We start from the raw sequence: 26,210 nt of genomic DNA on the forward strand, positions 1-26,210 counted from the left end.
CTGCATTTTGCAGACCTTTTTCTATCTATTATTACTCTATTTGAGCTACACTATTGTTCAGATACGATATTGTTTTACAGGAATACTATTTTGACTCGTGAAAATAAAACATTAAATATTACTGAAATCCAAGAGTTACTACCTCATCGTTACCCATTTCTATTGGTTGACCGAGTAACTGATTTCGAAGAAGAGAAATACTTACACGCGATCAAGAATGTGTCAGTGAATGAACCTCAATTTACTGGTCACTTCCCTCAAATGCCTATCTTTCCTGGTGTATTAATTCTTGAAGCGATGGCTCAAGCAACCGGTTTATTGGCGTTTAAATCATTTGGTGCTCCTGCTGAAAATGAACTGTATTACTTTGCAAGTATCGATAAAGCAAAATTCCGCAAACCAGTAGTACCAGGTGACCAATTAGTTCTTGAAGTTGAATTTATTAAAGACCGTCGTGGCATCGCATTATTTAATGGTGTGGCTAAAGTTGACGGTGATGTCGTTTGTTCTGCTGAACTTAAGTGTGCAAGACGAGAGTTTTAATTATGATTCATGAAACTGCTAAAATTCACCCATCAGCGGTGATTGAAGGAAACGTAACTATTGGAGCTAATGCTTCTGTTGGTCCGTTTACTTATATTTCAGGTAATGTGACGATCGGAGAAGACACCGAAGTTATGTCGCACGTTGTCATCAAGGGCGATACGACGATAGGTAAAGGCAACCGTATTTTTGCTTTTGCAATTATTGGTGAAGAAAGCCAAGATAAAAAATACAATGGTGAGGCTACTACCGTTGTTATTGGCGATCGTAATGTTATCCGTGAAAGTGTTCAGATTCACCGTGGTACGATTCAAGATCGTGGTGTGACTACTGTTGGTAGTGATAACCTACTTTGTGTAAATGTTCATATCGCACACGATTGTATCCTTGGTGACAATATCATCATGGGTAATAACGCCACGTTAGCAGGGCATGTAACAGTTGAAGATTATGCGATTGTTTCTGCATTATCACCTGTTCACCAGTTCTGTACAGTTGGCGCACATAGCTTTATTGGTGGCGCTTCTGTTGTTGTTCAAGACGTACCTCCGTTTGTTATGGCACAAGGTAACCACTGTAAACCTTTTGGTATCAACATCGAAGGCCTAAAGCGTCGTGGTTTTGAGCGACCTGAAATTCATGCAATTCGCCGTGCTTATAAAGCCCTTTATCGTAATGGTAATACGCTAGAAGAGGCAAAAGCAGAAATAAATAAAGAAATTGATGAATTTCCAGTGCTTCAAGGCTTCTTAGATTTGTTTGAGAAATCAACGCGCGGTATTATTCGTTAATCACGGCGTTTAGAAAATATATAAGCATATTATAAAGGCCTCTTGATGTAGGCCTTTTTTATTTTGGAGCAAAAATGACCAAACCATTACGAATCGGCATTGTCGCTGGCGAACTTTCAGGTGACACGCTAGGTGAAGGCTTTATTAAGTCAGTTAAAGCGCAATATCCTAATGCAGAGTTTGTTGGGATCGGTGGACCAAAAATGATAGCTCAAGGCTGTGAGTCATTATTTGATATGGAAGAACTGGCGGTAATGGGATTGGTAGAAGTATTAGGTCGTTTGCCGCGCTTATTAAAAGTTAAAGCGGAGCTTGTGCGTTACTTTACGCAAAATCCACCGGATGTTTTTATTGGTATTGATGCTCCAGATTTTAACTTACGCTTAGAAAAAACATTAAAACAAAAAGGCATTAAAACGGTTCATTATGTGAGTCCTTCTGTATGGGCTTGGCGACCAAAACGCATCTTTAAAATTGATGCAGCTACTGATTTAGTATTGGCGTTCTTGCCTTTTGAAAAAGCATTTTATGATAAATATAATGTGGCCTGTGAATTTATTGGTCATACGCTTGCTGATGCGATTCCAATGCAAAGTGATAAAGCCGCGGCAAGAGAGCTGCTTGGATTGGAGCAAGATCGTCAATGGCTTGCTGTTTTACCGGGCAGCCGTGGTGGTGAAGTGGCATTAATCGCTAAACCCTTCATTGAAACCTGTCAGCGCATTCATAAACAACATCCAGAGATAGGCTTTGTTGTTGCTGCGGTTAATGAAAAACGACGTGAACAATTTGAAGTCATCTGGAAAGAAACGGCACCAGAATTAGACTTTACTATTATTCAAGATACAGCTCGTAATGTAATGACAGCAGCAGATGCCGTATTGCTTGCTTCTGGCACAGTTGCTCTAGAATGTATGTTAGTTAAGCGACCAATGGTTGTTGGGTATCAAGTAAACAAACTAACGGGTTGGATCGCTCAAAAGCTGTCTATTACAGAGTTCGTTTCTTTGCCTAACGTATTGGCAGGAAAAGAGTTGGTACAAGAGTTTATTCAAGAAGAGTGTCATCCAGATTTTCTTTATCCTGCAATGGAAAAAGTATTAAATAACGATAATCACGAACTGATTGAAAAGTTCACTGAAATGCATCAGTGGATTAAAAAAGACGCGGATAAGCAAGCCGCTCACGCCGTATTACGTCTAATCAATAAAGAAACAGCAGAATAATCACATGACAAAAAAAACAGACACTAAAGAATTACCACCATTTGAATATCCTGAAGGTTATCAATTATTTGCAGGGGTTGATGAAGTAGGCCGAGGCCCGCTTGTCGGTGCTGTTGTGACTGCTGCCGTTATTTTAGATCCTAATAACCCTATTGAAGGATTAACGGATTCTAAAAAATTAACAGATAAAAAACGTGATTTACTGTTTCCTGAAATCCAAGAAAAAGCATTAGCATGGTCATTAGGTCGCTGTGAGGCTCATGAAATTGATGAGTTGAATATCTTACAAGCTACGATGGTTGCGATGCAAAGAGCCATTGCGGGATTAAAGATAACCCCAGATTTTGCCTTAATTGATGGCAATAAAATACCCGCTCTACCTATGGACGCTCTAGCGGTAGTAAAAGGTGATTTACGAGTTCAAGAGATCAGTGCGGCATCCATTATTGCAAAAGTAACTCGTGACAGAGAAATGGAAGAGCTAGATAAAGAATTTCCTCAATATGGTTTTGCCAAGCATAAAGGCTACCCAACAAAAGCGCATTTTGCTGCAATTGAAGAGCATGGGGTTATTTCAGAGCATCGACGCAGCTTTAAGCCTGTAAAACGTGTGTTAGGAATTGAGTAATGTCAGAACCTAAATTTGTACACCTAAGAGTACACAGTGACTTCTCATTAGTGGATGGACTTTCTAAAGTTCCACCATTAGTGAAGAAAGTGGCTGAAATGAACATGCCAGCCATGGGCTTAACTGACTTTACTAACCTATGTGGTTTGGTTAAGTATTATTACGCAGCGCATGGAGCAGGGGTTAAACCGATCATTGGTGCTGACTTTAAAGTTCAGTCAACAGAGTTTGGTAATGAACTGTTTAATTTAACGGTTTTAGCTAAAAATAATGAAGGTTATAAAAATCTTACCTTATTAATATCTAAAGCTTATTTACGAGGCCATGTTCAACATACTCCCGTGATGGATAAAGAGTGGTTAGTTGAGCATAAAGAAGGGTTAATACTTCTTTCTGGTGGTAAAAGTGGTGATGTCGGCAAAGCCTTACTTAAAGGTAACAAAGAGCTAGCTAATGAGTGTGTTGCTTTTTATCAAACTCATTTTTCGGAACATTATTATTTAGAGCTAACTCGAACGGGTCGTCCTGATGAAGAGAGTTATCTTCACTTTGCTGTCGAGCTAGCTGAAAAAGAAGGATTGCCAGTAGTCGCAACCAATGATGTTCGCTTTATTAAAGCGGATGATTTTGATGCCCATGAAATTCGTGTGGCGATTCATGACGGCTTTACTCTTGTCGATCCTCGTCGACCAAGGCTTTATAGTGAACAGCAGTATTTACGCTCAGAAGAAGAGATGTGTGAACTTTTTGCTGACATTCCTGAAGCGTTAGAAAACAGTGTTGAAATAGCAAAGCGCTGTAATGTTACCGTTCGCTTGGGGGAGTACTTCTTACCGAACTTTCCAACCGAAGGGATGACGATTGAAGACTTTTTAGTCAAGAAGTCTCAAGAAGGTCTAGAAAGACGTCTAGCCTTTTTATTCCCAGATGAAAAAGTACGCTTAGAGCGCCGTCCAGAATATGATGAACGTCTGCAAGTCGAATTAGACGTTGTGAACCAAATGGGTTTCCCTGGTTATTTCTTGATCGTAATGGAGTTTATCCAATGGTCTAAAGATAATGATATTCCGGTAGGTCCAGGTCGAGGATCAGGTGCGGGTTCATTAGTTGCCTATGCATTAGATATTACCGATCTCGATCCCCTTGAATACGATCTTCTATTTGAACGATTCTTGAACCCAGAACGTGTATCTATGCCCGATTTCGATATCGATTTCTGTATGGATAAACGTGATCAAGTTATTGAACACGTTGCTGAAATGTATGGCCGTGATGCGGTATCTCAGATCATTACCTTTGGTACTATGGCTGCAAAAGCAGTAATTCGTGATGTTGGCCGTGTTCTTGGCCACCCTTATGGTTTTGTTGACCGCCTATCTAAATTAATACCACCAGATCCTGGGATGACGCTGACTAAGGCGTTTGAAGCGGAACCTCAACTTCCAGAATTATACGAGGCCGATGAAGAAGTTAAAGCCTTGATTGATATGTGTCGTATCTTGGAAGGCTGTACTCGAAATGCCGGTAAACATGCTGGTGGTGTTGTTATATCACCCACGACCATTACTGATTTCGCGCCACTATATTGTGATGCTGATGGTAATTTTCCAGTAACGCAATTTGATAAAAATGACGTTGAAACTGCAGGTCTAGTTAAGTTCGATTTCTTGGGACTAAGAACATTAACCATTATTGATTGGGCATTGGGTCTTGTTAACCCTCGTCTGAAAAAAGAAGGTAAAGACCCAGTACGCATCGAATCGATCCCATTAGATGATCAAGCGTCATTTAAGTTACTTCAAAATTCAGAAACAACAGCAGTATTCCAGCTAGAATCCCGTGGTATGAAAGATCTTATTAAGCGTCTGCAACCGGACAGCTTTGAAGATATTATCGCACTCGTAGCACTTTTCCGTCCTGGTCCTTTGCAATCAGGCATGGTAGATAACTTTATTGACCGTAAACATGGTCGAGAAGAGGTATCTTACCCTGATGCCACATGGCAACATGAATCATTAAAAGAAACACTAGAGCCAACTTACGGCATTATTTTGTATCAAGAACAAGTAATGCAAATCGCACAGATCTTAGCGGGTTACACGCTAGGTGGCGCAGATATGCTTCGTCGTGCAATGGGTAAGAAAAAATCTGAAGAGATGGCAAAGCAGCGTGGTACCTTTAAAGAAGGTGCGATTGCCAATGGTGTCGATGGTGAGTTGTCGATGAAAATCTTCGACTTGGTGGAAAAGTTTGCCGGCTACGGTTTTAACAAATCTCACTCAGCCGCTTATGCCTTAGTTTCTTACCAAACATTATGGTTAAAAACACACTACCCAGCAGAGTTTATGGCGGCAGTAATGACCGCAGATATGGATAACACCGATAAGATCATTGGTCTTGTTGATGAATGTTTCCGTATGAAATTAAAAGTGTTACCACCTGATGTTAATGCGGGGCTTTATCGTTTTAATGTCGATGAGAGTGGTGCGATTGTGTATGGTATCGGTGCAATCAAAGGGGTTGGTGAAGGCCCAATAGCAAGCATTATTGAAGCACGAAATAAAGGCGGACATTTCCGTGATTTATTCGACTTTTGTGCTCGAATTGATACCAAGAAAGCCAATAAACGAGTGGTTGAAAAGCTGATCCGTTCTGGTGCATTAGACCGATTAGGTCCACACCGTGCTGCATTAATGGCCTCTTTAGATGATGCAATGAAAGCGGCAGGACAGCACCATCAAGCAGAATCATTTGGTCAATCGGACATGTTTGGGGTATTAACTCAAGCACCAGAAGAAGTTGAGCAAGCGTATATCCATGTACCAAGATGGCCTGAAAAAGTCTGGCTTGAAGGGGAAAGAGAAACCTTAGGGCTCTACTTAACGGGACACCCTGTTAATGCGTATATTAAAGAACTGTCTCGATATACAACATGGCGTTTGAATGATGCTCACGTTACGAGGCGCGATCAAACGGTAACGGTTGCAGGTTTAGTTATTGCTGCTAGAGTAATGACAACAAAACGAGGCAGTCGTATTGGTTTGATGACTTTGGATGACAGATCGGGTCGAATGGAGGTCATGTTATTCTCTGATGCACTTGATCGATACGCCGATTTGCTAGAAACTGACAAAATAGTGCTCGTTTCTGGACAGGTCAGCTTTGATGATTTCAATGGTGGGCTTAAAATGTCTGCCCGTGAAGTGATGTCATTGGGAGACGCACGAGAAAAATACGCTCGTGGATTGTCCGTTTCTGTTACTGAAACACAAATTAATAACCAATTTTTTGAGCGCTTTAGTCAAATACTAGAGCCTAATCGGGCAGGGACGGTTCCGGTAAATGTATATTATCAGCGAGCTGATGCTCGTGTTAAGTTGGTCTTAGGGACAGAGTGGCGAGTTACACCAACAGACCAACTGATGGATGATTTGAAGTCGTTGCTTGGCGAACAGCAAGTCGAGCTTGAATTTAACTAGAATAACTAAGGCTGCTAATTTGAGCGGCCTTGAACTAACAAGGATTCTTTGATGAGCCTAAATTTTCTTGAATTTGAAAAACCGATTGCAGAACTAGAAGCTAAAATTGAAGCACTGCGTGATATTTCTCGTCGTGGTGGAGATAATACGCTTGATCTAGAAAAAGAAATTAAGCAATTAGAAGATAAATGTTTAGAGCTTAAAAAGAAAACATTTAGTGACTTAGGCGCATGGGAAGTGGCACAGCTTGCTCGTCACCCAGAGCGCCCATATGTACTAGACTATATCGAACATATGTTTACCGAGTTTGATGAATTAGCGGGTGATCGTGCTTTTGCTGATGATAAAGCATTAGTTGGTGGTATGGCGCGTTTAGATGGTCGTCCTGTGATGATTATTGGTCATCAAAAGGGCCGTGGTACAAAAGAAAAAGTACTGCGTAACTTTGGCATGCCAAAACCTGAAGGCTACCGTAAAGCAAAACGTTTAATGCAAATGGCGGAGCGTTTTAACATGCCTATCATTACGTTTATCGATACCGCGGGTGCCTATCCAGGTGTTGGAGCAGAAGAGCGTGGACAATCTGAAGCGATCGCGATGAACTTAAAAATCATGTCAGAACTAAGTGTTCCTGTGATTTGTAACGTGGTTGGTGAAGGTGGTTCTGGTGGCGCATTGGCTATCGGTGTCGGTGATTACGTTAACATGCTTCAGTATTCTACTTACTCAGTAATTTCACCAGAAGGGTGTGCTTCAATCTTATGGCGTGATTCAGACAAAGCGCCACAAGCTGCTGAAGCGATGGGTCTTATTGCTCCTCGTCTAAAAGAGCTTGAGTTGATTGATACGATCATTGATGAGCCATTAGGTGGTGCGCATCGTAACCATAAGGCAACCGCTGAAAATATTAAGGCTCGTTTGATTGAACAATTAAATGAACTTGACGGTTTTGATAAAGAAGCCTTGCTTGATCGTCGCTACCAACGCCTAATGAGCTACGGTTACTGCTGATAATTTCTGTCAGATAGAGTAAAGTGAAAGCGAGCCTAAGTGCTCGCTTTTTTATTATCTGGACATACTGTTATGCTTAACTCTCAATTCTCATTCCAATTGGATTCTTATCCTGTAGCCAAACCGCATCTAGTCATCGCTTTAAGTGGTGGTATTGATTCTATGGTCTTGCTTCATCTTGCCTCTATTTATGCGAAAGAGAAACAATTGGAATGCATTGCAGTTCATGTAAATCATGGATTAAGTCAACATGCCTTTGATTGGGAAGCGGTATGCCAAACACATTGTGATTTATTGTCTATTCCGCTTCATATTGAGCGAGTACAACTTGTTGTTAGTGCGCAAGACAGTTTAGAAGAGGTTGCAAGAAAAGCTCGTTATCAAGCCTTAGAAAAACATATGCAAGCCAATAGTTTATTACTCACAGGTCAGCATCAAGATGATCAGGTTGAAACCTTTTTTCTGGCATTGAAAAGAGGCAGTGGGCCAGCAGGCTTATCTTCTATGCCTGCGGTAATTCCTTTATCTAATGGCTATAAGTGCCGACCATTACTCACGGTTTCTCGAACTGAAATTGAGCTATACGCGCAAGGTAATGAGCTTGAATGGGTTGAAGATGAAAGTAATAAGGACATTCGATTTGATCGCAATTTTTTGCGTCATGAGATTGTTCCTAATTTGATACAACGTTGGCCAAGTTTTGCATCTGCTGTGTCACGCAGTGCTCAATTATGTGCCGAGCAAGAAAGTCTGTTAAGTGAGTTACTTCACCCTAAATTAATGGCGTTTCAAAATGCGTATCAAGGCATGTCTATTTCACAGTTAAATGGTGAATCGGAATTAGCTCGTAATATGTTATTAAGACTGTGGTTAAAGCAGTTTGCTATCCCTTTACCAAGCCAAGTGCAATTACAAATATTGTGGAATGAAGTAGCAAAAGCCAAAGAAGACGCTAATCCACAATTGGAATTAGGCGCTATTCAACTAAGGCGTTTTCAAGATAACCTATATTGTTTACCTCAATACCAAGATCTTTCAGCTTGGAAAAAAGAGCTGAACTCTAGCTTAGAGTTACCAGATGATCTTGGTAGATTAATTTTTTCTATGGGAGTGGAAGAGAGAGGGTTAAACAATAAAAATGATCAGCAAAGCTTATTGTTAAGAGCACCAAATCAAGATGAAAAAATAGAAGTGCGCTTCAATGTTTTAGGGCTGACAGTTCATCCTGAGACACGGGAACGCAGTCGTAAAATGAAAAAACTGTATCAAGAGTATGGGATCCCGAGTTGGCAAAGAAGTAGATTACCGATGATTTTTTATAATGAAGAGCTTGCCGCTATTGCTGGATTGTTTGTCTGTCGCACCTTTTCAGGCAAAGAGTGTGAGCTGATCTGGAAGAAATCAGGCTTGAAATAGACATTTGAGACCAACTTGTCAAAATAACTGAAAATATAAATGGAGCAATATAATGAAAAAAACAATTGGATTGGCAGTTATCGCATTACTGGCCTCAGCACCGACATTTGCCGCGGGAGACGCCGCCGCTGGCCAAGCAAAGTCGGCTATTTGCGCATCATGCCATGGCGCTGATGGTATTGCAGTTATCCCAGGTTACCCAAATCTAAAAGGGCAAAATGCTCAATATATTGAATCATCATTAAAAGCGTATAAAAACAAACAACGTAGTGGTGGTAATGCAGCGGTAATGCAACCGATGGCAGCAATGTTAAGTGATGCTGATATGGCTAATTTAGCGGCGTATTACTCGACAATGAAGTAAGCATCAATTAAGTAATGTGATTCCTAGGTTGTATGTTCGCTTTGGCTCAACGATAATAGGCTGATATTAAATATGAATGTTAAGGGACTAATATGAAAAAGATCGAAGCCATTATTAAGCCATTTAAACTTGATGATGTACGAGAAAGCCTTGCTGATGTTGGTATCACAGGCATGACGGTATCTGAAGTGAAAGGGTTTGGCCGTCAAAAAGGCCATACTGAACTATACCGCGGTGCAGAGTACATGGTTGATTTTTTACCTAAAGTGAAATTAGAAATCGTCGTTACTGATGATGTCGTTGATCAATGTGTTGATGCGATTATTGAAACGGCACAAACGGGTAAAATTGGTGATGGTAAAATTTTTATCACTGATGTTAGTCGAGTTATCCGTATCCGTACGGGTGAAGAAGACGAAGACGCCATTTAATCGTAATGTCAATGCTCAAAAGTATCTGCTAGTCTAGTTAGCATTATTACTATTTAAGGAAGGAGTGATGATTCACTCCTTTTTTTGTTTATGAGAAAGAAAACACTCTTACTATTATGTACCGCAGTGGTTGTTGGTTTAACACTAGCAGCAAAGGCTATTATTTTCACCGTGCCAGTAGCGCCTGAGTTTATCGAGCTTTCTACTGCCTCCTCACAAACACCTCTGCAATATAAATCAGGCTGCGATCAGTTTGATGTTTCTGAACCCATTGATCGTAATGGTCAACTGAATGTATTGGTGTGGAATATTTACAAACAACAAGAAGACAATTGGAAAGCAGCACTTAATAAATTATCAGTTCAATCCGACTTAGTGTTATTACAAGAAGCCAGTTTAATCCCAGAACTAAAGCAATTTGTTATTGATAAATCGTATTCAGCAGAGCTAGTACGTGCGTTTGATATTTTTGATACCAGCGCAGGCGTATTAACGTTAGCAAAAGCGCCAGCGACCAAAGTGTGTGCGCATACCGCCATAGAGCCTTGGCTTCGTTTACCTAAATCGGCACTGTTATCTGAATATCGACTGTCAAATGGTGAAGCCCTGATGGTAATCAACATTCACGCGATTAACTTTACGTTAGGAACCGAAGATTATAAAAATCAAATTGAAGGACTTTCTAAAGAAGTGGAAGGGCATCAAGGTCCTTTAATTGTCGCAGGAGACTTTAATACTTGGAGTGATGCTCGCTTAACTGAATTAACAAAACAAGTGCAGTTACTGGGCTTACAAGAAGTGGTCTTTATCCCAGATGAAAGAATGCGCTTTATTACCGGGCTGCCTTTGGATCATATTTTTTATCGTGGTTTAGAAATAAAAGAAGCGCACTCAATAAAGAGTAACGCTTCTGATCATAATCCACTATTGGTCAGTTTTAGCTTGAAAAAGCAGTAACAAAACCCCAAAGCGTAAAGCAACTAACCCAAGGAAGGATTGCTATGATAAGCGCTTTTGAACGATCTAAATCTGTCCATGCACCTAATGCGGCATAACTTAAAGCAATATACCAAGGCATAAGCAGTGGGAAAGAGCTCGCATAAGCTGACCAATGATCAGTCATTGGGAGCTTTATTAACCCATTTAAGCTATTTAAATCGGCAGCGTAAGGCATGATGTTAGCGTGATTAAGCAGCAGGCTAGCATAACTTGCAATATCGCCAATTAACGCAGGGAATATCACGATAGTGCTGCCAGCAACCCATTTGAAGTAACCGTGTTGATATTGGCTCTGCTTGGTTGCAAGCTTAAACCATAGTGCTAATAATAAAATAGTTGCCGTTCGGCCCATCACATCATTAATCACTTCACCGGCTAATAAAATTTCTTTGGTTAGCCATTCGCCTTGAACTTGCCCGCCAATACTTTCTATTTGTGTGGTTAAGTTAGTGGTAACCCATTGAAAATTGACAAGATCAAAATAGGTACCCCAAAACATGAATGGTGCGAATATCAATAAAACATAAGGCAGCCAAGCCCATTTCCCACGTTCATATAATGCAGCAAAGCAATCGGCGGGAGAGCGAAAAATATCGACCAATAAAATTAATGGATTTGAAGAAGGTGTCATACGTTTACCTTAGTAACATCAACGTAAAGTTTTAATTTTTGTCCTGGCTTAATGTAAGAGCCACGTTCGATGTTATTCCATTTCATAATATCTGTCACAGAGACACTGAATTTCTGTGCGATAGAGCTTAGGTTGTCACCTTGTCTGATTTGATAATGTACAGTTCGAATGATTGCGCCATCTGAACTGTTTTTCCAAATCACTAAGCTTTGGCCAACACGTAAAGAATCTTTTGGTGCCATGCCATTCCATTTAGCTAAATCACGGTATGAAATCGAGTTATCTCGCGCGATGCCCCACAAACTTTCGCCATCTTTTACTTTATGGCTCAGTTTATATTTACCCTTCGCTTTTTCTTGGGTTTTCTTTAAGCGTTGTGGGGCACTTAATGCGTACGTTTTGTTGCCTTGAGAAGCGGTTGGGATTAACAAATATTGTCCGACACGAATACTCGAGCCATTTAAATCATTGGTTTGTTCGATGATATTAGTTGTTGTGTTATGTTTTACTGCTAACTGGCTAATGGTGTCGCCTGGTTGTACTTTGTAACGTACAACTTTCATGGTTTTATCGCCATTTTTCTTTAAATTTACCTTAAATTGCGCGACGTGCTCAATTGGTAAAAGTAAATGATATGGCCCATCAGGCGAGGTCGCCCATTGATTATAAGCTGGGTTGTAGCCTTGTAATTCAGTAATGGTAATTCCAGCAAACTCAGCGGCGATAGCAAGATCGAGTTGTTGTTCTGGGTTAACCATTTCTAATACGGGTTTATTTGCAATTGGCGGTAGTTCAACACCATATTTTTCATGGTTTTTAATTATATCAGCCAAAGCCAGTAGCTTCGGTACATAACCACTGGTTTCTTTTGGTAAATCTAATGAGAAAAAGTCAGTTGGTTTACCAAGCTTTTTGTTCTTAGTGATTGAGCGAGAGACTCGACCAGCGCCACTGTTGTACGAAGCAATTGAATGCTGCCAGTTACCATCAAAACGGCGGTCAAAATATTCCATATAATCTAAGGCGGCGTTTGTTGCCGCAGGAACATCACGACGACCGTCATACCACCAGTTGCGCTCTAATTTGAAACGGTCCGCAGTACCAGGTACAAATTGCCACAAACCAGCCGCACTGCCATGAGAGTAAGCAAATGGGTCAAACGCACTTTCTACAATAGGAAGTAATACTAATTCCATTGGTAAACCGCGCTTTTCGGTCTCAACCGTGATCATGTATAGAAAAGGTTTTGCTCGCTTTGCTACTGTACGTAAATGACTTGGATGTTTGATGTACCAGTTACGATAGTAATCAACCGATTCATGCTCAGGAATGGGCATATCCAATTGCATAGCGATACGCTGCCAGACGTCTTCCTGCTCTTGAGGGGTTGGTGCTGGTTTTTCAATAGGGGTTACTTTAGCAGGAGTGGAATCCGTTTTTGAAGGGGCAACTACTGCTGATGAATTCCCTGAATTATTGTCAGATGGCGTCTCTTCAGGTAGGGGAGCTGTTTGACAGCCAGCGAGTAATGCTAATCCAATCCAATGGAGTTTAAATTTCATTGTGTAGTGCCTTCAGTGTGCTTATGCCAACATTAAATTGATGATATTGGCATTCATATTTTTTATTTGGACACGGATAATACGTTGCAACCACACTTCAGACAAGTTTCCTACTTAAAACTCATCTTTCCATCTTCTTAATGCGGCAAAAGTCTCAACGTCTGTATTGTTAAGCACTTTACTCGCCACTGCCTGTTTCACACTGGTTTCATTGGTTCTTAAAAATGGATTGATTAATTTTTCACGTTGTAATGTTGATGGAATGGTTGATTTTCCATTGGCGCGAAGCTTAAGTACTTTTTCTCTGTATTGTTGTAAATAATCATTATCAGGCTCAACGGTGAGAGCAAACGCTAAGTTTGAAGCGGTATATTCATGAGCACAGTACACTTCTGTCTCATCGGGTAGTGCCGCTAATTTTTGTAAAGAGTGAAACATTTGTTGTGCGGTGCCTTCAAATAAACGACCGCAGCCAGCAGAAAAAAGCGTATCACCACAAAAAAGTTTTTCATCACCGACATAAGCAATATGGCCATTGGTGTGACCTTCAACACCAAGTACCATGAACTTTTCGTCAAATATTTCAACGAAGTCACCGTCACGAACGGGATGAGTTAAGGTTGGGATCGGTTCATTTTCTGGGCCAACCACATTTATATTAGGAAATTGATGAACAAGCTCAGGAACACCGCCAATATGATCATGATGGTGGTGAGTAATCAAAATAGCATCTAAAATAAAATTGTGTGCTTTAATACATGCTAATACAGGAGCTGCATCTCCTGGATCTACCACAACACAATGATTATCAGTGTTGTGAATTAGCCAAATGTAATTATCATTAAATGCAGGTATGCTTTTTATTGATAGCATTAACCTTATCTCCAAATTTTGTGTCATAAATAGTTATAGGTAACGATATTGATTAAGCCAGCACTGCTTGATAAAAAGATTGAAAGGCCGCATTCATGGTCAGACATTCCTCACGGTGAGTGGATCGGTGAGCTAATTCAGTCTCGTCTTGATGAATGGAGCCCTAAACTGTTTGGTTACCACATGCTTAAAATTGGTGGGTTAAGTGCTGAGCTTGATAGTCGCTTTTGTAATATTAAACACCAAGTAAACCTAGATAACAAAAATTCATTAAAGAATATTAGCTCTGAGCTTCCTCAATTGCCTTTTTTAGAAAAAAGTATTGATGCGTGTGTGCTTGCTCATCAGCTTGATTATTCCTCTGATCCACACCAGTTATTAAGGGAAGTCGATCGAGTTTTAATTAATGATGGCTATATTATTTTAACGGGCTTTAATCCTATGAGTGCCATAGGAATTGCGAGCTTATTCCCTTGGCGGAAAAATAATTTGCCATGGAGTGGGCGTATGTTTACTCCTCACCGAATTAAAGATTGGCTTAGCGTATTAAATTTTGAGGTGGTATACAGTGACTGCTTTGCTTTAGCGCCTTTAACTCGCTATCGCACAATGTGGACATGGTTTGAAAATTTAGGTGGGGATTCCGTTAAACCGATCAGTGGTATCTATTTTATTGTTGCCAGAAAGCGCACTTATCCATTGCGCCCAATTAAATCGCCTTGGAAAAAGAAGCCGAAATTGGCTCCTATTTCAGTCGCTCAAACACGTCAGGGTAAGATTAAATCAAATTAACCAGGATAACCCGTATCATCTTGAGTCGGGTTTTCAGCCGCTGTTCTTGCTAGGTCATCACACATTTCATTTTCACGATGTCCGGCATGGCCTTTAACCCAGCGCCAGTCAATCGTGTGTCGTTCTGCTTCTGTGTCTAATTGCTTCCAAAGATCAGCATTTACTACTGGTTTTTTATCCGCTTTTATCCAACCGCGTTTTTTCCAACCATGGATCCATTGAGTGATCCCTTGGCGAACGTATTGGCTGTCTGTCGTTAATACCACAGAGCATGGCTCTTTTAAATTACGTAGAGCAATTACGGCTGCTAACATTTCCATGCGATTATTGGTCGTTTGATTAAACCCTTTGGCAAAGGTTTTTTCTGTGCCTTTATAGCGCATCACAATACCGTAACCACCAGGACCTGGATTGCCTAAACAAGAACCATCTGTGAAAATTTCAACCTGCTTCATTATCTCTGTTATCATTAGAAGAATTTAGAAATAGTCTGACACAAATGAGCCTATGAATACTAGCGACAATTCCCCGAATCGAATTATTGTTCTCGATACAGAAACCACCGGTATGAACTTTACTGGTGGCCCAGTTTATGAAGGTCACCGTATTGTTGAAATTGGTGCGGTCGAGATCATCAACCGAAAGTTAACTGGTAATCACTTCCATGTATATATCAAGCCTGATCGATTAATTGATCTTGAAGCGATTGATGTTCATGGTATTACCGATGAATTTTTGTATGACAAACCTGAATATAAAGACGTTCATGATGAGTTTTTAGCGTTCATCAAAGGGGCAGAGTTAGTCGCTCATAACGCGCCCTTCGATGTTGGCTTTATGGATTATGAGTTCAGTAAATTAAACAAACTGATAGGTACGACTGATCAGTATTGTAAAATTACCGATACCTTGGCCATGGCGAAGAAAATCTTCCCTGGTAAGCGTAATAATCTGGATATTCTTTGTGACCGCTATGGAATAGACAATTCACACCGAACACTTCACGGCGCTTTACTCGATGCAGAGATTTTGGCTGATGTTTATCTGCTAATGACCGGTGGGCAAACCAGTTTGAGTTTTAATGCAGAAAACCAATCAGATTCTTCTGAAGAAAGTATTAAAAGATTGAATTCAGGAAGAAAAGGATTAAAGGTTTTACGTGCAACGGCCGATGAAATAGAAGCGCATGAAAAGCGTTTGGATATAGTTGGTGATGCCTGTTTGTGGCGTAGTTAGGAGTGTAATATGTGGCGGTTATTGATGATAGTGCTGTTTGTCCCAATGGTTTCTTGGGCAAAGAGTTCTGAAATGTCGTGGTTGGATAACCGTTTTCGAGTTGATCCAACCATAAAACAAGTCTCTTTTTTAGTGTATAGAGAGAAAGCATCTCAAGCAGTAACACTCGTTCGTCCGGATGGTGCTAAGTATTATGCGTGGGAGCACCCTGAATATGTTGCTTGGTATGAAGAAAGTGGTATGGACATCATTTCCATTGAAAACCCAATGCCCGGTCCATGGCAAGCGATAGGTAAGATCACACCAGATAATAAAATAAAAATATTATCTAATTTGACCCTTAATGTAGATACGCTACCGAAAAAACTTTACCAATCTGAAAGTTTAAAGTTTACCGCTCGATTATTACAAGATGGCAAGCCATTAGTATTACGAGACTTTTTAAACCGAATAAAATTGAATGTGACGTTTACACCTTATCTTGCAAATGAAAAAGAGTTAGTGAAAGAGGCACGCCCTTTAGCTGAGGTTCTAGGGACTTTTGAAGATGATGGTCAAGATCTTGATGAAGTTGCTGCAGATGGTGTATTTACTGTTAATCTACCAATAAACATTAAACCGGGTAAATACAGGGTTCGAATTCAATCTCGCAATGGCGTTTTTCTTAGAACTGTAGAGCAAGATGTATTAGTTTATCCAACCCCTATTCGTGCCAGTTTTACTCAGGCTCGTAATGAAAGTCGCAGCCATTCGATGACTATTGATACTGAAGGCGGATTAATTAAAGCGGGCTCACTCGCCGCTCATATTGAACAAATTGATCCAAATAAAGCAGTAACAGTGACTCAATCTCAAGCAGAGAAAGAAGAGAGTAAACTTTATTTTGATTTACCTAATAGCTATTTACCAGGTAAAAATACGTGGTCTGGCTGGGTATATACAACGGACTTAGCGACAAATCGTCCGCTTCAGTTTTACCTTGGAAAGCATAACTATGGTGTTACTGAACCGATTGATTTAAAAGCGGCCTATGAAGCAAGAATTAAAGAAGAAGCGGCGCAACGTAAAATTGAAGAGCAGAAAAAATTAGAAATCGAGCGAGCTGAGGCGCGTAAATGGGTTTGGATTTATGTCGTCGTTGGAAATGTGTTCATTATTCTTCTTATTTTTGCAGGGATCTTTGGATGGAAAAAAGTAAAAGCGATTAAAGCGCAAAAAGCAGCGTCGCCTAAATCTGAAAAATTGTCGATGCCTCCTCCTCCGAAAGTGTAAAGGTAAATATTTAGAGTAAATAAAATGAATAAAAATCGCTTAATTGCGATTTTTTATTATTAAATCTTTATTTTATTACATTTATTTCTGGTTTATCATTTGCTTTTTTATAAAGTTTGCACCGAGGCTGCTTATTAAATATACTCCTATCAACTGTTAATGAGGGTGGATGTTTTGGATAAACAAAAATTAATACTAGAAGCTGCTTTTAGCGAAATGCTCACAAAAAATAAAGGCATGAAAATAAGCTCTTTACTCAGTTGTGGCTCATTAGGAATGAACAACAACAGTATTGATTATTTATCCATTGAAGAAATTATTTATTTAAAGTTAATAGTAAACCTACATAAATAACCCTCTTAATTATCTCAATTAAAAAGGCCAGAGTATTTTACTCTGGCCTTTTGCTATCTATTTCTGGCTATATTAAGCTATTTTACTCTGCTCAAAATCATTAGTTTGCGGTTTTACGATAAGCTCACTTGGATCAAAGTCCTCAACACTGATGGTCGCTAAGCGGCTCTTCTCTGCTTTGCGAAGCAACAGTGCTTCTTTATCAGAGATGATATTTAGCGCTAATCCCACTTTAGCGACGCGATCTAATTGCATGAACGGTAAGCGTTGTTTTGACTCTTTACATACTCGGTCATAAATTGGTTCGGCAGTTAAGATATCAATTAACGCTTCTTCCATTTTTCCTACTGGATTAAATCGGCTTGCTTCTAAGAATAATCCGCGGCCGATTCGGCTACGTACACCCGATGGCTCTTGGAGAATACGAGCCAGTTTATGGTCAAGTTTATCACTTGGGCGCTGGCGACGTAGACCTGTTGGTAATAGGATCAAACGCATTGCACCTGCCACAAATCGGTTTGGGAAGTTTGCTAGTAACCCATCAATCGCTTGCTCTGCTTGGTGCAGTGAATCTTGAACACTCCAGTGAACTAATGCTAAATCTTCTTTCTGGCGACCTTCGTCATCAAAACGTTTTAGAACCGATGTCGTTAAGTAAAGTTGACTTAAAATATCACCAAGACGAGCTGACATACGTTCGCGACGTTTTAAGCTACCACCTAGAACTGCCATTGAAATATCTGATAATAATGCAAGGTTTGTACTGTAGCGGTTTACTTGTTGGTAATAACGTTTTGTTTCATCACTAAATGGTGTTTTAGAACCACGGCCATCGGTAAAACCGAACCATAGTGAGCGTACAAAGTTACTAATACCAAAACCAATGTGACCAAAGATTGCAGCATCAAATTTTTCAAGAGACGCTTGTTTATCTTCTAAGTAAGCGGCATCCATCTCTTCAAGAACATAAGGATGACAACGGATAGCCCCTTGACCATAAATGATCATTGAGCGAGTCAGTATGTTTGCCCCTTCTACGGTAATCGCAATTGGTGAGCCTTGGTAACTACGCGCTAAGAAGTTTGAGCTACCTAAACAGATCCCTTTACCGCCAGCGATGTCCATGCCATCAATAGCAATACGTTGTGCTCGGTGAGTACAGTGGTATTTAACAATCGCAGAGATAACTGATGGTTTTTCACCTTGAACGATACCAGCAACAGTAAGTGCACTTGCAGCATCCATCATGTAAGCATTACCTGCCATACGTGCTAATGGCTCTTCAATCCCTTCCATTTTACCAATTGGAAGTTTGAATTGGCGGCGGATTCGAGCATAAGCACCTGTTGCAAGCGCGGCCATTTTAGCCCCACCAGTGGCATTTGATGGTAGAGTGATACCACGACCAACAGATAGGCATTCAACCAACATACGCCAGCCGTGCCCCGCCATTTCTTGTCCACCAATGATGTAGTCTAATGGAACAAAAAGATCGTCACCTTGTGTTGGGCCATTTTGGAATGGCACATTTAATGGGAAATGACGACGGCCAATGTTAACGCCTTCTAAATCAGTAGGGATAAGGGCACAAGTAATGCCGAGGTTTTTCTTATCACCTAATAAGCCATCAGGATCTTGTAATTTAAATGCCAAACCTAAAACGGTAGCGACAGGGGCTAGGGTAATGTAACGCTTATTCCAAGTCAGGCGCATACCGATAACTTCTTTTCCTTGCCACATTCCCTTAGTTACGATGCCAAAATCAGGAATTGATCCCGCATCAGAACCCGCTTCTGGGCTTGTTAACGCAAAACATGGGATCTCTTTACCTTCAGCTAGACGAGGTAAGTAGTAGTCCTTTTGAGCTTCTGTACCATAATGTTGCAGTAACTCACCAGGACCTAATGAGTTAGGCACTCCAACAGTAATAGAAAGAACACCAGATACACTAGTTAGTTTTTGTAGAACAGAAGATTGTGCATACGCTGAAAACTCTAAACCGCCGTATTTTTTCTTAATGATCATGGCGAAGAACTTATGGTCTTTCAAATACTGCCAAACTTCAGGGGGTAGGTCGGCAAGCTCATGCGTTACTTCATAATCATTTACCATGCGACACACTTCAGCTACTGGACCATCCATAAAGGCTTGTTCTTCAGCGGATAACGTATTTTTGGGAATGTTATGTAGAAACTTCCAATCTGGATTACCTTTAAATAACTCCGCTTCCCACCATACTGTACCGGCTTCAATCGCGTCTTTTTCAGTTTGCGACATTTCAGGCATTACGCCTTTAAACATAGCGAGTGCTTTATTACTGAAAATAGATCGTCGAATTGAAGGGGTGTTCAATGGTGCTGCAATGACTAAGAAGACCCCCCAAGTAGCAAAGCCTGCATAACCCAATCCTGAACTAACCGCTAGAATACTTGCGATGACCAATGTAGCGGTTCGCAGGGATTGTCTATGATAACTTAATGCAGCAAGTGCAATGAATGTCGCTAAAAATGTCAGGGCCATGTGATTCTCCTTTTCCGGCGCTGCTCTGTTTGTAGGAACAGAGGTGATTACGATACTCGGTCGTAATGTTATTTTTGAGTTCAACTTAACAACAGGTCTAACCAGTTATGTTAAGTGTAGATCCAATGTTAATGAAAAGTAAATAACCTCAATACTTAAAAAGTGATCTGGCTTGAGTAATTAATAAACAATATTTGTTTTTGAGTGCGCGATATCTAATTTAATCAGGGATGAATTGCAGAATTTATGCGCTAGAAAGAAGAAATATAAGGTGAATCTCTTTTAAAGATTTAGCTGGGTAGGTACACTGAGATTAACCCCAGTTAGGGAAAATAATAAAAGAGAGTATCCTATGTCTTATCAAGATCTGATCCGTTCTGAATTAACAGAAGCCGCTCAAGTACTGAATGACTTTTTAGCTGACGATAAAAACCTTGCTCAAATTGAGTTAGCGGCTAAAACGATTGCAGATTCATTTAAACAAGGCGGTAAAGTATTGTCTTGTGGTAACGGTGGATCTCACTGTGATGCGATGCATTTTGCTGAAGAGCTAACAGGTCGTTACCGTGAAAACCGTCCAGGTTACCCAGGTATTGCTATTTCTGATCCTAGCCACTTATCTTGTGTTAGTAATGATTTTGGTTATGAGCATGTTTTTTCTCGTTACACTCAAGCTGTTGGCTCTAAAGGAGATGTATTATTTGGTTTATCGACTTCAGGTAATTCAGGCAATATCTTAAATGCTATTGAAGCGGCAAAAGAGAAAGGCATGAAAACCATCGCTCTAACGGGCAAAGATGGTGGAAAAATGGCAGGTCTTGCAGATGTCGAGATCCGCGTACCTCATTTTGGATACGCTGATCGTATTCAAGAGATCCACATTAAAATTATCCATATTGTGATTCAATTAATTGAAAAAGAAATGGAAAAATAGCTCATCTGAAACGGTTCACAATGATTTCTAGTCATTGTGAACCGTTTGATTGCGAATAAAGGAGTCGCGCAAATATGTGTGAATTGCTCGGAATGAGTGCCAATGTACCAACCGATATTTGTTTTAGCTTTAAAGGCTTAGTTCAACGTGGTGGCAATACCGGCCCTCATCGTGATGGCTGGGGAATTACTTTTTATGAAGGGAAAGGATTTCGCACATTTAAAGACCCAAAGCCAAGCTGCCGCTCAAAAATAGCTGAGTTAGTTCAAGATTACCCAATAAAAAGTAAAGCGGTAATAAGTCATATTCGCCAAGCAAATCGTGGGGATGTTAATCTCGAGAATACCCACCCATTTACACGAGAGTTATGGGGAAAGTATTGGACGTTTGCCCATAATGGTCAATTAACGGGTTTTAATGAATTATCGACAGGGCGTTTTCGACCAGTTGGAGAAACTGACAGTGAACGTGCTTTTTGTTGGTTGCTGAATCAACTTGAAGATAAATATCCTGAACCACCTCAAGATATGATGCTGATGTTCAAATTTGTCTCTGAATGCAGTGATCATCTTCGAAGTTTAGGGGTGTTTAATATGCTCTTGAGTGACGGTGAGTACCTGATGACTTACTGTTCAAACAACTTACATTGGATTACAAGGCGTGCACCATTTGGTCAAGCGTCATTGATTGATGAAGATGTGACGATAGATTTCCATCAAGAAACGACACCGAATGATGTGGTTTCAGTCGTGGTAACTCGCCCATTAACCGATAATGAAGAGTGGCATAAAATGAAAGTCGGCGAATATGCGCTGTTTCATTTTGGTGAATTAACTGCGGGTAATCATGATACGGTGCCAGAAATGGCGCCACCGCCATCAGAATGCCCAATTAATGCGTAAACGCTATGCATAAAAATACCCATCAATATCATCTTGATGGGCATTTTTATTATTCAGTTTCTAATCCTGATAAACCTAAGACATTACCATCAAGTATCGCTTTACCATCCTGCATGATTAATCGCTCTTCAATTAACCAATTGGCAACCATCGGGTAGATAAGGTGCTCTTGAGCTTGCACGCGAGATGCGACTTCATCTGCGGTGTCATTATCAAAAATAGGTACTTTTGCTTGAAGTATAACCGGACCACCATCTAATTCTGGGGTGACAAAATGAACACTTGTGCCATGCTCTTTATCTCCAGCATCAATCGCACGTTGGTGCGTATGTAATCCTGTGTACTTTGGTAAAAGAGAAGGGTGGATATTTAGCATTTTACCTTGATAACGCAAAACAAAGTCTTCACTTAAAATACGCATGAACCCAGCAAGGATTATCACATCTGGTTTATGGATATCAATGAGTGTCATTAATGCTTCATCATACTGTTCACGACTTTCATAACCAACAGCACTTAGACAATGGGCATTAATCCCTGCATTTAATGCTCGCTGTAATCCATAAGCGTCACTTTTATTTGAAATGACCGCAGCAATACGGGCATTTGGAATGTTATTACCACAAGCATCAATAAACGCTTGCAGATTACTGCCACTTCCTGAGACTAATACAACAATATTCTTCATTATAATGATCTTATTTTGTTTAATACTAAGTAATGATAACCATTCGAGCACAAATGACAGATATAAAAAAGGTGATCGAATAATTGATCACCTTTCTATTTATGCTTTATGAACTAGTTCAAAGTTTTTGGCAACCGATTAACGGATCTCTACTTGCTCTTCACCTTGTTCAGCAGCAGCGATTTCACCAATAACCCAAGCGTTTTCACCTTCGGCATTTAGTAGCGCAACCGCTTGTTCAGCTTGTTCTTTTGGAAGTGCAATAATAAGGCCCACACCACAGTTAAAGGTACGGTACATTTCGTAGGTTTCTACATTGCCTTTTTCTTGTAGCCAGTTAAAAATAGCAGGCCACTCCCAACTCTTCCCATCAACAACGGCTTTTGTGCCTTCAGGAAGCACTCGTGGGATATTTTCCCAGAAACCACCACCGGTAATATGAGAGATAGCATGAATGTCATGCTCTGCAATCATTTTAAGTGCTGATTTGATGTAGATCTTTGTTGGTTCAATAAGATGGTCAGCAACGGTTTTTCCGTTTAGCTCTTCGCTAAGGTCCGCGTTTGAAACTTCAAGGATCTTACGAATTAATGAATAACCATTTGAGTGTGGACCGCTTGAACCTACTGCAATTAGTGCATCACCAGCAGCGACTTTTGTGCCATCAATGATATCTTCTTTTTCAACAACACCAACACAGAAGCCAGCAACGTCGTAATCTTCGCCTTCGTACATGCCAGGCATCTCAGCAGTTTCACCACCGATTAATGCACAACCTGCTTGAATACAACCTTCACCGATACCGGTGACTACTTGAGCTGCAACATCAATATCAAGTTTGCCAGTAGCATAGTAGTCAAGGAAGAACAGAGGTTCGCCACCTTGTACAATTAGGTCATTAACACACATTGCCACTAAGTCGATACCGATAGTATCGTGCTTATTTAGGTCAAGCGCTAAACGTAACTTAGTACCAACACCGTCAGTACCAGAAACTAAAACAGGGTGTTTATATTTAGTTGGAAGTTCACATAACGCACCAAAACCACCAATGCCACCCATTACTTCAGGGCGACGAGTACGTTTTACTACGCCTTTAATTCGATCAACAAGTGCATTACCAGCATCAATGTCTACACCAGCATCTTTGTAGCTAAGAGAAGTTTTGTTGTCGCTCACGGAGGTGTCCTCGCCATAGGTTGGATTTCAAAAATCCGCGCCATTCTAACAGCACAATGTAAAAAGGGAAACGTTTGCGTAAGGAAAATTGAAGAAACTTTGTAATTAAAAATAAGCAAGTAAGTTATTTTAGTCAGGTGGACACTTTTTTTGTTATTAGAAATTATTCTTAATGAAAAAAGCATGTATAATTGAAAGGTTTGATTAATATATCTGGAGTCAGAAATGAAAGTTGTTGAAGTAAAACATCCGCTAATAAAACATAAAATCGGTTTAATGCGTGAAGGTGAGATCAGTACTAAGCGTTTTCGCGAATTAGCAACTGAAGTAGGTAGCCTACTGACTTATGAAGCAACATCAGATTTTGAAACAGAAAAAGTAACCATCAACGGTTGGAACGGCCCTGTTGAAGTAGATCAGATTAAAGGTAAAAAAGTAACAGTAGTACCAATTCTTCGTGCAGGTCTTGGCATGATGGATGGTGTTCTTGAGCATATCCCAAGTGCACGTATTAGTGTTGTTGGTGTTTACCGTGATGAAGAAACACTAGAACCAGTACCATACTTTAACAAGTTAGCGTCTAATATCGATGAGCGTATTGCTCTTGTTGTTGATCCAATGCTTGCGACTGGTGGTTCTATGATCGCAACGTTAGATCTTCTAAAAGAGAAAGGTTGTAAGCACTTTAAAGTACTTGTACTTGTTGCTGCTCCAGAAGGTATTGAAGCGTTAGAAAAAGCACATCCAGATGTTGAGCTTTACACGGCAGCTATCGATGAGAAGTTAAATGACAAGGGCTACATTGTTCCGGGTCTTGGCGATGCTGGCGATAAGATCTTCGGTACTAAATAATTTATAATCTTCTAGTTTAGAACATTAAAAATTAAGAATTTAAAAAGGCTTGATGAATTATACTCATCAAGCCTTTTTCTTTATCTAGATTTTAAAACCAAGATTTATTTGTCTTCTTCCATTTGTGCATTGTCGACAATATGGCTTTCACCTAGGTCATCAGGAAGAATTAAATTAAGTGCAATAGCAACGATGCCGCAAAGACTTACGCCTTGTAAGTTAAAGTCACCGATACCTACCGCCATACCACCGATACCAAATACTAAAGTCACACCAACAATTGTTAGATTACGTGCTTTATGAAGATCTACTTGGTTTTTAATCAGGGTATTTAGGCCAACCGTTGCGATAGAACCAAACAACAAGATCATAATGCCCCCCATTACAGGAACAGGGATCGTTAGTAGTATTGCGCCAAGCTTACCAACCAGAGCAAGAACAATGGCGCATACAGCAGCCCATGTCATGATGACTGGATTGAATGCTTTGGTTAGCATTACCGCACCGGTAACCTCACTGTAAGTTGTATTTGGTGGCGCACCGATAAGAGAGGCTGCCATTGTTGCAATGCCATCACCTGTAATTGTGCGATGTAAGCCTGGCTTTTTAAGGTAGTCTTTACCGGTAACGTTTGAAATCGCTAGCATATCACCCACGTGCTCAACTGCTGGCGCAATAGCCACTGGGATCATAAATAAGATCGCATTGATATTAAATTCAGGGTAAGTAAAGTTAGGTAGAGCGAACCAAGCGGCTTGATGTACTGGCGTAAAATCGACGATACCGCAAAGTAAGCTTAATGAATAGCCAACAATAATACCTGAAAGGATAGGCAGTAATTTGAAAAATCCTTTAGATAAAACACTGACACCAATGGTAGTAAATAATGACGCTGCAGCAATCCAAAATGCAACCTGTCCATCGACAAGCTGAAATCCACCATCACCGGTTTTACCTAACGCCATGTTAACGGCGGTTGGGGCTAAACCTAGACCAATTACCATGATCACAGGACCAACGACCACTGGAGGCAATAATTTATGAATAAATGCGACACCTCTAACTTTAATGACGGCTCCTAATACAACGTACACTAAGCCTGCAACCATTAATCCACCCATTGTTGCGGGAATGCCCCACGTTTGGGTGCCATAAATAATAGGAGCAATAAAAGCAAAAGACGAAGCAAGAAAAATAGGGACAGAGCGACGAGTAACTAATTGAAAGAGAAGGGTACCAACACCAGCACCAAATAGAGCAACATTAGGATCTAAACCCGTCAAGAGGGGAACAAGAACGAGAGCACCAAATGCAACGAATAGCATTTGAAAGCCTTGGAACAAATTGTATAGCATTTTCATGTCCAGTAATGAATTTGAGGGATTCTATCACTATTTTTTTAATAAATATCTTGATTTATCTCGTGAAAAAATAAAAATTCTTAAGAAAGTATTACACTAATAGCTTGAAAGTTAGATCTGAGTCAATTCGAATCCTTGCTGAATAATGGGATAGCCCTTATTATCA

25 protein-coding genes are annotated in these 26,210 nt (G+C 40.3%); 17 read left to right on the forward strand and 8 right to left on the reverse strand.

Features of this window, described 5'->3' with window-relative positions; translation table 11 throughout:
* The first annotated feature begins 90 nt into the window (after positions 1–90).
* The 10 genes from fabZ to PVK62_RS10335 all read left to right on the forward strand — a co-directional run bounded on the left by fabZ (position 91) and on the right by PVK62_RS10335 (position 10,846).
* Complete coding sequence (gene fabZ / locus PVK62_RS10290) at positions 91–543, forward strand: 3-hydroxyacyl-ACP dehydratase FabZ (RefSeq protein ID WP_130047701.1); 453 nt, start codon at positions 91–93, stop codon at positions 541–543.
* Positions 544–545: 2 nt separating this feature from the next.
* A complete protein-coding gene (gene lpxA, locus PVK62_RS10295) occupies positions 546–1,334 on the forward strand; it encodes an acyl-ACP--UDP-N-acetylglucosamine O-acyltransferase (RefSeq protein ID WP_274444260.1) in 789 nt (262 codons plus the stop codon).
* 74 nt (positions 1,335–1,408) lie between these two features.
* Positions 1,409–2,560 carry a lipid-A-disaccharide synthase gene (lpxB, locus tag PVK62_RS10300; protein ID WP_274444261.1) on the forward strand — a complete coding sequence of 384 codons (1,152 nt, stop codon included), beginning with the start codon at positions 1,409–1,411 and terminating at the stop codon, positions 2,558–2,560.
* A 4-nt stretch (positions 2,561–2,564) separates the two neighbouring features.
* The gene (gene rnhB / locus PVK62_RS10305; RefSeq protein ID WP_274444263.1) at positions 2,565–3,188 is read left to right on the forward strand and encodes a ribonuclease HII; all 624 of its coding nucleotides are present in this window, start codon (positions 2,565–2,567) and stop codon (positions 3,186–3,188) included.
* Positions 3,188–6,667, forward strand: a complete 3,480-nt coding sequence (gene dnaE / locus PVK62_RS10310) for a DNA polymerase III subunit alpha (RefSeq protein WP_274444264.1) — start codon at positions 3,188–3,190, stop codon at positions 6,665–6,667. Before rnhB ends, dnaE begins: the two co-directional genes overlap by 1 nt.
* A gap of 51 nt (positions 6,668–6,718) precedes the next feature.
* Positions 6,719–7,678 carry an acetyl-CoA carboxylase carboxyl transferase subunit alpha gene (gene accA / locus PVK62_RS10315; protein WP_274444265.1) on the forward strand — a complete coding sequence of 320 codons (960 nt, stop codon included), beginning with the start codon at positions 6,719–6,721 and terminating at the stop codon, positions 7,676–7,678.
* Between the two features lie 72 nt (positions 7,679–7,750).
* A complete protein-coding gene (gene tilS / locus PVK62_RS10320) occupies positions 7,751–9,094 on the forward strand; it encodes a tRNA lysidine(34) synthetase TilS (RefSeq protein ID WP_274444267.1) in 1,344 nt (447 codons plus the stop codon).
* 52 nt (positions 9,095–9,146) lie between these two features.
* Complete coding sequence (locus PVK62_RS10325; RefSeq protein ID WP_274444269.1) at positions 9,147–9,458, forward strand: c-type cytochrome; 312 nt, start codon at positions 9,147–9,149, stop codon at positions 9,456–9,458.
* Between the two features lie 92 nt (positions 9,459–9,550).
* Entirely contained in the window at positions 9,551–9,889 is a 339-nt protein-coding gene (gene glnB / locus PVK62_RS10330; protein ID WP_060991646.1) for a nitrogen regulatory protein P-II, read from the forward strand.
* A 90-nt stretch (positions 9,890–9,979) separates the two neighbouring features.
* Positions 9,980–10,846, forward strand: a complete 867-nt coding sequence (locus PVK62_RS10335; RefSeq protein ID WP_274444270.1) for an endonuclease/exonuclease/phosphatase family protein — start codon at positions 9,980–9,982, stop codon at positions 10,844–10,846.
* On the opposite strand, the gene PVK62_RS10340 is transcribed toward PVK62_RS10335, so the two are convergent.
* The 3 genes from PVK62_RS10340 to gloB all read right to left on the reverse strand — a co-directional run bounded on the left by PVK62_RS10340 (position 10,827) and on the right by gloB (position 13,954).
* Positions 10,827–11,519, reverse strand: coding sequence for a YIP1 family protein (locus PVK62_RS10340; RefSeq protein WP_274444271.1), 693 nt, complete (start codon positions 11,517–11,519; stop codon positions 10,827–10,829). The two genes, PVK62_RS10335 and PVK62_RS10340, sit on opposite strands and share 20 nt — an antisense overlap.
* A complete protein-coding gene (locus PVK62_RS10345) occupies positions 11,516–13,081 on the reverse strand; it encodes a LysM peptidoglycan-binding domain-containing protein (RefSeq protein ID WP_274444273.1) in 1,566 nt (521 codons plus the stop codon). The genes PVK62_RS10340 and PVK62_RS10345 overlap by 4 nt, the downstream gene beginning before the upstream one ends.
* Before the next feature lie 114 nt (positions 13,082–13,195).
* A complete protein-coding gene (gene gloB, locus PVK62_RS10350; protein WP_274444275.1) occupies positions 13,196–13,954 on the reverse strand; it encodes a hydroxyacylglutathione hydrolase in 759 nt (252 codons plus the stop codon).
* A gap of 51 nt (positions 13,955–14,005) precedes the next feature.
* Here gloB and PVK62_RS10355 point away from each other — a divergent pair, with 51 nt between their 5' ends.
* Positions 14,006–14,746 (forward strand): methyltransferase domain-containing protein, encoded by a 741-nt coding sequence (locus PVK62_RS10355; protein WP_274444337.1) that lies wholly within the window; start codon positions 14,006–14,008, stop codon positions 14,744–14,746.
* Here the strand turns inward: PVK62_RS10355 and rnhA are convergent.
* Positions 14,743–15,216 (reverse strand): ribonuclease HI, encoded by a 474-nt coding sequence (gene rnhA / locus PVK62_RS10360; protein WP_274444277.1) that lies wholly within the window; start codon positions 15,214–15,216, stop codon positions 14,743–14,745. The two genes, PVK62_RS10355 and rnhA, sit on opposite strands and share 4 nt — an antisense overlap.
* Before the next feature lie 37 nt (positions 15,217–15,253).
* On the opposite strand from rnhA, the gene dnaQ reads away from it, so the two are divergent.
* The 3 genes from dnaQ (at position 15,254) to PVK62_RS10375 (ending at position 17,608) form a co-directional block, all read left to right on the forward strand.
* Positions 15,254–15,982, forward strand: coding sequence for a DNA polymerase III subunit epsilon (gene dnaQ, locus PVK62_RS10365; protein WP_274444278.1), 729 nt, complete (start codon positions 15,254–15,256; stop codon positions 15,980–15,982).
* Between the two features lie 9 nt (positions 15,983–15,991).
* Positions 15,992–17,254 carry a TIGR03503 family protein gene (locus PVK62_RS10370; RefSeq protein ID WP_274444279.1) on the forward strand — a complete coding sequence of 421 codons (1,263 nt, stop codon included), beginning with the start codon at positions 15,992–15,994 and terminating at the stop codon, positions 17,252–17,254.
* A 165-nt stretch (positions 17,255–17,419) separates the two neighbouring features.
* Complete coding sequence (locus tag PVK62_RS10375) at positions 17,420–17,608, forward strand: hypothetical protein (protein ID WP_274444282.1); 189 nt, start codon at positions 17,420–17,422, stop codon at positions 17,606–17,608.
* A 72-nt stretch (positions 17,609–17,680) separates the two neighbouring features.
* Here PVK62_RS10375 and fadE read toward each other — a convergent pair whose 3' ends face one another.
* Positions 17,681–20,128 (reverse strand): acyl-CoA dehydrogenase FadE, encoded by a 2,448-nt coding sequence (fadE, locus tag PVK62_RS10380; RefSeq protein ID WP_274444283.1) that lies wholly within the window; start codon positions 20,126–20,128, stop codon positions 17,681–17,683.
* 352 nt (positions 20,129–20,480) lie between these two features.
* Here fadE and lpcA point away from each other — a divergent pair, with 352 nt between their 5' ends.
* Complete coding sequence (gene lpcA / locus PVK62_RS10385; protein WP_274444284.1) at positions 20,481–21,062, forward strand: D-sedoheptulose 7-phosphate isomerase; 582 nt, start codon at positions 20,481–20,483, stop codon at positions 21,060–21,062.
* Positions 21,063–21,136: 74 nt separating this feature from the next.
* Positions 21,137–21,964 carry a class II glutamine amidotransferase gene (locus PVK62_RS10390; protein ID WP_274444287.1) on the forward strand — a complete coding sequence of 276 codons (828 nt, stop codon included), beginning with the start codon at positions 21,137–21,139 and terminating at the stop codon, positions 21,962–21,964.
* A 49-nt stretch (positions 21,965–22,013) separates the two neighbouring features.
* Here PVK62_RS10390 and purN read toward each other — a convergent pair whose 3' ends face one another.
* A complete protein-coding gene (purN, locus tag PVK62_RS10395; protein WP_274444288.1) occupies positions 22,014–22,652 on the reverse strand; it encodes a phosphoribosylglycinamide formyltransferase in 639 nt (212 codons plus the stop codon).
* Positions 22,653–22,790: 138 nt separating this feature from the next.
* Positions 22,791–23,831 (reverse strand): phosphoribosylformylglycinamidine cyclo-ligase, encoded by a 1,041-nt coding sequence (gene purM / locus PVK62_RS10400; RefSeq protein WP_274444289.1) that lies wholly within the window; start codon positions 23,829–23,831, stop codon positions 22,791–22,793.
* Between the two features lie 225 nt (positions 23,832–24,056).
* On the opposite strand from purM, the gene upp reads away from it, so the two are divergent.
* Complete coding sequence (gene upp / locus PVK62_RS10405) at positions 24,057–24,683, forward strand: uracil phosphoribosyltransferase (protein WP_274444291.1); 627 nt, start codon at positions 24,057–24,059, stop codon at positions 24,681–24,683.
* A gap of 104 nt (positions 24,684–24,787) precedes the next feature.
* Here upp and PVK62_RS10410 read toward each other — a convergent pair whose 3' ends face one another.
* Entirely contained in the window at positions 24,788–26,038 is a 1,251-nt protein-coding gene (locus PVK62_RS10410) for a uracil-xanthine permease family protein (protein WP_274444292.1), read from the reverse strand.
* Positions 26,039–26,210: the final 172 nt, after the last annotated feature.

The sequence above is a fragment of the Aliivibrio sp. S3MY1 genome, assembly GCF_028765575.1.
In the GTDB taxonomy this organism is placed as follows: Bacteria; Pseudomonadota; Gammaproteobacteria; order Enterobacterales; family Vibrionaceae; genus Aliivibrio.